Here is an 8031-nt window from a genome sequence, read left to right on the forward strand (position 1 = left end):
GTCGGCGTCGATCCCCCCGTTCGATGTCACGGCTCCACCGTAACGGCCGGTGCTCACCAATTCGCGGCGGCGCCCGCTTTAATACCTTCATGGCCAGCGCCGTATCGAGGACACGCCCTCGCTCCACCGCGCTGGGTTACGCGCTGCTGGCGCCCAGCCTGTTCGGCGTCGTCGCCTTTCTGCTGTTGCCCATCCTCGTCGTGGTGTGGCTGAGCCTGTACCGCTGGGACCTGCTGGGGCCGCTGCGCTTCGTCGGGCTGGCCAATTGGCGTTCGGTGCTGGCCGACGGCGGATTCGGCAACTCGCTGATCGTCACGGCCGTCTTTGTGGCGATCGTGGTGCCGGTGCAGACGGTGCTGGGCCTGGTCGTCGCGTTCATGTTGGCCCGCCAACTGCCCGGCACCGCGCTGTTCCGCACCGTCTACGTCCTGCCGTGGATCTGCGCGCCGTTGGCCATCGCGGTGCTGTGGCGGTGGATTCTCGCGCCCACGGACGGGGCCGTCAGCACCGTGCTGGGTCACGACATCGAGTGGCTGTCCGACTCCAGCTTCGCGCTGCCCCTGGTGTCCGCCGTCGTCGTGTGGACCAACGTCGGCTACGTGTCGCTGTCGTTTCTGGCGGGCCTGCTGGCCATTCCCGACGACATCCACGCCGCCGCCCGCACCGACGGCGCCACCGCGTGGCAGCGGTTCTGGCGCATCACCCTGCCCATGCTGCGCCCGACGACGTTCTTCGTGCTGGTCACCGGGATCGTCAGCACCGCACAGGTTTTCGATATGGTTTACGCGCTCACCGGCGGCGGCCCGGGCGGCAGCACCGACCTGGTGGCCCACCGCATCTACGCCGAGGCGTTCGGCTCGGCCGCGATCGGGCGGGCGTCGGTGATGGCGGTGGTACTGTTCGTGATCCTGGTCGGCGTCACCTTGGTGCAGCACCTGTATTTTCGGCGACGGATCAGCTATGACCTCACCTAGGCATCTCGGCAACGCCGTCCTCTACGCCGGGCTGATCCTCGGAGCGCTGATCACGTTGGCGCCGTTCGCCCTTGGGCTGATGACCTCGTTGACCTCGTCGCACCAGTTCGTCACCGGGACGCCGCTGCAGCTGCCACGGCCGCCGACGCTGTCGAACTTCACCGACCTGGCGGGCGCCGGCTTCGGCCGCGCGATCGCGGTGACCGCGCTGATGACGGCGGTGATCCTGGTGGGTCAGCTAACCTTCTCCGTGCTGGCCGCATATGCGTTCGCCCGCTTGCAGTTTCCCGGCCGAGACGCACTGTTCTGGGTCTACATCGCGACGTTGATGGTGCCGGGCACGGTCACCGTGGTGCCGATGTACCTGATGATGGCCCAGCTGGGCCTGCGCAACACGTTCTGGGCCTTGGTGTTGCCGTTCGTCTTCGGGTCGCCCTACGCGATCTTCCTGCTGCGCGAACACTTTCGGCTCATCCCCAACGACCTCATCAACGCCGCCCACCTCGACGGGGCCAACACTCTGGACGTGATCGTGCACGTGGTGATCCCGTCCAGCCGGCCGGTGTTGGCGGCGCTGACGCTGATCACCGTGGTCTCGCAGTGGAACAATTTCATGTGGCCGTTGGTCATCACCAGCGGCCACAAGTGGCGGGTGCTGACGGTGGCGACCGCGGACCTGCAGTCTCGGTTCAACTCTCAGTGGACGCTGGTGATGGCGGCGACCACCGTGGCGATCGTCCCGCTGGTCGCGCTGTTCGTCGTCTTCCAGCGCCACATCGTCGCCTCGATCGTGGTCTCGGGAATCAAGTGACCCGGCCCCGGTTCTCGACCCTGGCCGCCGGGGCGCTCGTTGTCGTCGCGGTGTTGCTGGCCGCGACGGCGGCGCTGCTGAATTACTCGGGGCTGCCCGGCGGCGGCCGGGTCGTCGTCACCGTGCGCATCTGGGCCGATCAGATTGGCGAGGCGTACCGCGAGTCCTTCGCCGCGTTCGCCCGCGCGCACCCGGGCATCGACGTGCACGTCAATCTGGTGGCCTACGCCACCTACTTCAATACCCTGCGCACCGATGTGGCCGGGGGCAGCGCCGACGACATCTTCTGGCTGTCCAACGCCTACCTTGCGGCCTACGCCGACAGCGGCCGGTTGCTCGACATTGGCGCCATGGTCGACCCCGCGGCGCGTTCGGATTGGGACACCGCGGTCCAGGAGCAGTTCACCCGTCACGGAAAGCTCTGGGGCGTACCGCAATTGACCGATGCGGGCATCGCGCTCTATTACAATGCCGACCTGCTGGCCGCGGCCGGCGTGGCTCCGGCGCAATTGGCGGGGTTGCGGTGGAGTTCCGACGGCGGGGACACCCTGCGGCCGCTACTGGCCCGGCTCACGGTCGACGCCGACGGGCACCGCGCCGACGCAGCGGGTTTCGACGCGACCCGGGTGCGGCAGTGGGGGTACAACGCGGCCAACGACCCGCAGGGCATTTACCTCAACTACATCGGGTCGGCGGGCGGGGTGTTCCAGCGCGGCGACCGCTTCGCGTTCGACAATCCGCCGGCGGTCACGGCCTTCCGCTATCTCGTCGGGCTGATCAACACCGACCACCTCGCGCCGCCCGCGTCGGACACCAACGACAACGGTGACTTCTCCCGCAACCAATTCCTGGCCGGGCGGATGGCGCTGTTCCAGTCCGGCACCTACAACCTGGCGCCGGTGGCCCGCGACGCCGGTTTCCGCTGGGGCGTGGCGATGATGCCCGCCGGGCCCGTGGGACGGGTGAGCGTCACCAATGGCATCGCGGCGGCGGGCAACGCGGCGACCAAGCACCCTGACGCGGTGCGTCAGGTGCTGGCCTGGATGGGCAGCAAGACGGGCAACGAATACCTGGGCCGGCGCGGCGCCGCGATCCCCGCAGTGCTCTCCGCCCAGCCGGTCTACTTCGACTACTGGGCCCGCCGCGGGGTGGACGTCGCACCGTTCTTCCGCGTCCTGGACAGGCCCCGCATCGCCGCGCCGGGCGGTGCCGGCTTCGCCGCCGGCAACGCTGCACTGCAGCCCTACTTCGACGAAATGTTCTTGGGCCGAGGCGATGTCGCGGTGCTGCTCAAGCAGGCGCAGTCCGCCGCCAACGCGGCCGCGACGCAACGCTAGCCCGGCCGGGTGGCGGTGACCGCCTCGTTGAGTGCGCTGTGCCGCCGGCCCCACACCAGATAGAACACCAACGCCAGCGACACCCACCCGGCGAACGCGATCCAGGTGTACCAATGCAAGCTCGCGAGGATGTAGCCGCACGCGGCGACCGAAAGGATGGGTGTGACCGGGTAGCCGGGCACCGTGAACCCGCGCGGCAGGTCGGGCTCGCGGACCCGCAAGACGATCACCCCGACGGAGACGACGACGAAGGCGGTGAGGGTGCCCACGGACACCATGTCCGCCAGCTTCTGCAGCGGGATGAAGGCGGCCAGAGCCGAGGCGACGACCGCCACGATCACCGTGTTGCCCACCGGCGTCATGGTGCGGGTGTTGACGGCGGCAAAACGCGCCGGCAGCAGCCCGTCGCTGCCCATGGCGAACAGGATGCGCGTCAGGCCGTACATGGTCACCAGCGTGACGCTGAAGATCGAAATGACCGCCCCGGCGGCCAGAACGGTGCCCGCCCAGCTGTGGTGCGTGACGTTGTCGAGGATCGTGGCCAGGCCGGCCTCCTGTTGGCCCGCGAAGCGCTGCCAGGGCTGGGCGCCCAACGCGGCCACCGCGACGAACACATAGACACCGGTGACGGTGAGCAGGGCGGCGATGAGCGCGCGCGGCATCGTCTTCTGAGGGTCCTGCACTTCGTCACCGGCCGTGGACACCGCGTCCAGGCCGATATAGGAGAAGAAGATGGTGCCGGCGGCCGAGCCGATGCCCGCGACGCCGAACGGCGCGAAGTCCTGCAGGTGGTGCGCATCGAAGGCGGTGAACGCGACGAGCACGAACACGGCGAGGACCCCGAGCTTGATGAGCACCATGACGGCGTTGACCTTGGCCGACTCGCTGGCGCCGCGGATGAGCAGCAACGCGCACAGCACGATCAGCAGCACCGCGGGCACGTTGACGTAGCCTGGCTGCGCATCCCACGGCGCGGCCGACAATTGCTGTGGCACGTGCACTTTGAGCACATTGGTGAGCAGCTTGTTGAGGTAGCCGCTCCAGTTGACCGCCACCGCTGCGGTGGCCACGCCGTATTCCAGCAGCAGGCAGGCCGCCACCCCCACCGCCGCGACCTCGCCCAGCGTGGCGTAGGCGTAGGAATACGACGAGCCCGACACCGGCACCGCGGAAGCCAATTCCGCGTAGCAGACGGCGGCCAGCCCGGCCGCCAGCCCCGCGAGCAGAAAGGACACGATCACGCCCGGGCCGGCCTCGGGCACGGCCTGGGACATGACGAAGAAGATGCCGGTACCCACGGTCGAGCCGACCCCGAACATGGTGAGCTGAAACGTCCCGATGCTGCGCTTGAGATGCTCGGCGGTGCCACCCGCGGCGGACGCGCCCGCGACCGGGCGTCGGCGCAGCATCTGCTCTTTGAGGCCGATCGCTGGCAATGGCCCTCCCGGTGGCGGATCAGCTGATTATGAGGCAACCTCCTGCAACACCGTAGCGAGTTGGGCCACCGCCCAGTCGATCTCCTCGCCGGTGACCACCAACGGTGGCGCGAACCGCAGCGTCGAGTCGTGAGTGTCCTTGACCAGCACGCCGCGCTCGGCGAGCCGCAGGCTCAGCTCTTTGCCGCTGGCCAGGGCCGGGTCGATGTCCACGCCGGCCCACAGGCCCAGGCCGCGCACCGCGAGCACGCCCTCACCCACCAGCGCGCGCAGCCGTCGATGCAGGCGCCCACCCAGCGCGGCGGCCCGCGCCTGGTATTCGCCGCGCGCCAGCATGGACACCACCGTGGTGCCGATGGCGGCCGCCAGCGGGTTGCCGCCGAAGGTGGAGCCGTGCTCGCCGGGATGCAGGACACCGAGGATGTCGCGGTCGGCGACCACGGCCGACAGCGGCACCACGCCCCCGCCCAGCGCCTTGCCGAGTAGGTACACGTCGGGCGCCACTCCCCAGCGGTCGCAGGCGAAGGTGTAGCCGGTGCGGGCCAGCCCCGATTGAATCTCGTCGGCGATCATCAACACGTTGTGCTCGCAGCACAGCGCGCGGACGGCGGGCAGGTAGTCGTCGGGTGGGACGACGATGCCGGCCTCGCCCTGGATGGGCTCGAGGAGCACCGCGACGGTGTTCTCGTCGATCGCCTGGGCCAGCGCGGCGGCGTCACCGAACGGCACGGAACGAAACCCCGGGGTGAAGGGTCCGAATCCCGACCGGGCCGCCGGGTCGGAGGAGAAGCTGACGATGCTGATCGTGCGGCCGTGAAAGTTGTTCTCCGCCACGATGATATTGGCCCGCTCGGCGGGAACGCCCTTGACGTCGGCACCCCACTTGCGGGCGACCTTGAGCCCGCTTTCGACGGCCTCGGCGCCGGAGTTCATCGGCAGGACCATGTCCTTGTCGCACAGGTAGGCCAGGGCCGCGCAGAACGGTCCGAGCTTGTCGGAGTGGAAGGCGCGACTGACCAGGGTGACGGCGTCGAGTTGGGCGTGGGCGGTGGCGGTGATCTCGGGGTTGCGGTGCCCGAAGTTGACCGCGGAGTACGCCGACAGGCAGTCAAGGTAGCGCCGGCCGTCGATGTCGGTGATCCAGGCGCCCAGGGCGCTGGCGGCGACGATGGGCAGCGGCGAATAGTTGTGCGCCGCACGCCGTTCCACTAGTCGTATCGCCGTGTCGATGCGGTTCGCGGCGACCTTGTGTGACGTCATGGCGTCGAGGATCGTCATGGGAATACCTCCAATGTGCAGCACTTGACGGAGCCGCCGCCTTTGAGCAACTCGGACAGATCGACGCCGACCGGCACAAAACCGGCGGCGCGTAGTTGAGCGGCGAAACCCGTTGCCGCTGATGGCAATACCACGTTCAGGCCGTCGGAGACGACGTTGAGCCCCAACACGAAGGCGTCGGCGCTGCCGACCACGATGGCGTCCGGGAACAACTCGCGCACTCGCCGCTGCGCGGCGGCGCTGAACGCCGGCGGATAGAACGCGACCGTGCTGTCGTCCAGCACCGCCAGCGCCGTGTCGAGGTGGTAGAAGCGTGGGTCGACCAGTTCGAGCGAGACCACCGGCATGCCGAGCGCGGCGGCGATCTCGGGGTGGGCGCGCCGGTGGGTGCGAAAGCCCCACCCGGCCAACACCATATCCCCCACCTTGAGCAGGTCGCCCTGCCCTTCGTTGACGTGCCTGGTGCACTTGGGCCGATACCCCTGCGAGGCCATCCATGCGGCGTAGGCGCGGGCCTCACCCGCGCGCTGCGGGTAGCGGAACCGCGCGACGATCGCGACGTCACCGGCGACGAACCCGCCGTTGGCGGCGTAGACCATGTCCGGCAGTCCGGGCACCGGCTCGACCAGGTCGACGTGATGCCCCAGCCCTCGGTAGGTATCGATCAGGTGGCGCCACTGCGCTTGGGCGCGCCCGACGTCGACCGGGGTGGACAGGTCCATCCACGGGTTGATCGCGTACTCGACGGCGAAATGGGCCGGCGGCGTCATCGCGTACCGGCGCGCGGTGGCCGCGCGGGGTACGCGCGCGGCGGTGGGTTCGGGAGCTGCGACGTGAGGTTCCGTCATGGGAATTAACGATATTTGGCCCCGGAAACACAATCAAACGACGCCTGTTGCGTGTCTACCGTCGATTCATTGCGCTAAAATCCCGAATACATCGATTTATTGTGTGGCTGGCGAAACGGGGAGTGATGGACCGCCTGGACGAGACCGACGAGCGCATCCTGGCCGAGCTCACCGACCATGCGCGGGCCACGTTCGCCGAAATCGGCGAGAAAGTGAACCTGTCGGCACCCGCGGTGAAGCGCCGCGTCGACCGCATGCTGGACAGCGGCGTGATCAAGAGCTTCACCACGGTCGTCGACCGCAACGCGCTCGGCTGGAACACCGAGGCCTACGTGCAGGTGTTCTGCCACGGGCGGATCGCCCCGGACGCGCTGCGGGCCGCCTGGGTGAACATCCCCGAAGTGGTGAGCGCGGCGACGGTGACCGGCACGCCCGACGCGCTGCTGCACGTGCTGGCTCGCGACATGCAGCACCTGGAGGTGGCGCTCGAGCGGATCCGGGCCAGCGCCGACGTCGAACGCAGCGAAAGCATTGTCGTGCTGTCGAATCTGATCGACCGCGCGCGGCCCTGACGCACCGCCTAGTGCAGGTTGAAGATCGTCTCGATCGCGATCCCGGCCGCCCCGGCCAGGACGGTGAGGCTAAGCGTCACCCAGTCCGCCAGCTTCGGGCGAATTGGGTTGGCGGACAACTGGCCGATGCCGCCGCGGGCCGTGATCGCGTCGCCCATCTCGTCGGCGCGTCGCAGCGTGACGACGATGGCCGCGGTGAGGAGGTCGATCATGTCGCGCGCCTGCTGGCGGCGCCGGGCCCGCCGGCTGCCCTGCGGCTGCTCGGGGCGCAACCGCCGGGCGGCATAGAGCACCTGGAACTCTTGGATCAGCATCGGGAAGGCACGCAGGGCCAGCGCCAGGGCCACCGCCCATTCGTCGCTGGGGATGCGCAGCACGCGCAGCGGGCGGCCCAACGTGGCCAGGGCTGGTCCCATTTCGGCCACGTTGGTGGTCCAGGACAGCATGGCCCCCAAGCCGATGAGCACGATGGACAACGAGGTGGCCCGCAAGAAGTTCAGCGTCCCGCCTAGGCCGATGTGCGCGCCGGCGATCGAGACGACGGGGCTGCCGCCGGCCAGCGCCGCGGTGACCCCGCCCAGCCCGAGGATGATCCACAACCAGGCCCCCGGCGAGGGCAGCGCTCCGCGCGGCACCCGGGCCAGCCGCACCGCCGTCACCAGCAGCGCTCCCATCAGACCGATGGTCACCCAGCCGGGGAACAACGTGAGGAGGATCGAGGCGGCAAGCACGACAAGCAATTTCGTGCCGGCCCACAACTCGTGGATGACCGAGG

Annotated in this window: 8 protein-coding genes; 4 read left to right on the forward strand and 4 right to left on the reverse strand. The window is 68.9% G+C overall.

Features of this window, described 5'->3' with window-relative positions:
• Positions 1-89 precede the first annotated feature (89 nt).
• The 3 genes from A5714_RS10275 to A5714_RS10285 are packed head-to-tail and all read left to right on the forward strand — an operon-like array spanning position 90 to position 3122.
• The gene (locus A5714_RS10275; RefSeq protein WP_068284982.1) at positions 90-974 is read left to right on the forward strand and encodes a carbohydrate ABC transporter permease; all 885 of its coding nucleotides are present in this window, start codon (positions 90-92) and stop codon (positions 972-974) included.
• Positions 961-1785, forward strand: coding sequence for a carbohydrate ABC transporter permease (locus A5714_RS10280; protein WP_068284984.1), 825 nt, complete (start codon positions 961-963; stop codon positions 1783-1785). The genes A5714_RS10275 and A5714_RS10280 overlap by 14 nt, the downstream gene beginning before the upstream one ends.
• A complete protein-coding gene (locus A5714_RS10285) occupies positions 1782-3122 on the forward strand; it encodes a sugar ABC transporter substrate-binding protein (protein WP_068284986.1) in 1341 nt (446 codons plus the stop codon). Before A5714_RS10280 ends, A5714_RS10285 begins: the two co-directional genes overlap by 4 nt.
• Here the strand turns inward: A5714_RS10285 and A5714_RS10290 are convergent.
• From A5714_RS10290 to ddaH, 3 genes are read right to left on the reverse strand one after another with little or no spacing between them, the layout of a single operon-like run.
• On the reverse strand, positions 3119-4531 hold the full coding sequence (locus A5714_RS10290; RefSeq protein ID WP_068284990.1) for an APC family permease: 1413 nt from the start codon (positions 4529-4531) through the stop codon (positions 3119-3121). The genes A5714_RS10285 and A5714_RS10290 overlap by 4 nt on opposite strands.
• Positions 4532-4585: 54 nt before the next feature.
• Complete coding sequence (gene rocD, locus A5714_RS10295; RefSeq protein ID WP_068284992.1) at positions 4586-5836, reverse strand: ornithine--oxo-acid transaminase; 1251 nt, start codon at positions 5834-5836, stop codon at positions 4586-4588.
• Complete coding sequence (gene ddaH / locus A5714_RS10300; RefSeq protein WP_068284994.1) at positions 5833-6684, reverse strand: dimethylargininase; 852 nt, start codon at positions 6682-6684, stop codon at positions 5833-5835. The genes rocD and ddaH overlap by 4 nt, the downstream gene beginning before the upstream one ends.
• Before the next feature lie 125 nt (positions 6685-6809).
• On the opposite strand from ddaH, the gene A5714_RS10305 reads away from it, so the two are divergent.
• Positions 6810-7256, forward strand: a complete 447-nt coding sequence (locus A5714_RS10305; RefSeq protein ID WP_068073805.1) for an Lrp/AsnC family transcriptional regulator — start codon at positions 6810-6812, stop codon at positions 7254-7256.
• 8 nt (positions 7257-7264) lie between these two features.
• On the opposite strand, the gene A5714_RS10310 is transcribed toward A5714_RS10305, so the two are convergent.
• The coding region (locus A5714_RS10310) for an energy-coupling factor transporter transmembrane protein EcfT (RefSeq protein WP_068284998.1) at positions 7265-8031 on the reverse strand (767 nt) is incomplete at its 5' end.

The sequence above is a fragment of the Mycobacterium sp. E2462 genome, assembly GCF_001672685.1.
GTDB lineage: Bacteria > Actinomycetota > Actinomycetes > Mycobacteriales > Mycobacteriaceae > Mycobacterium.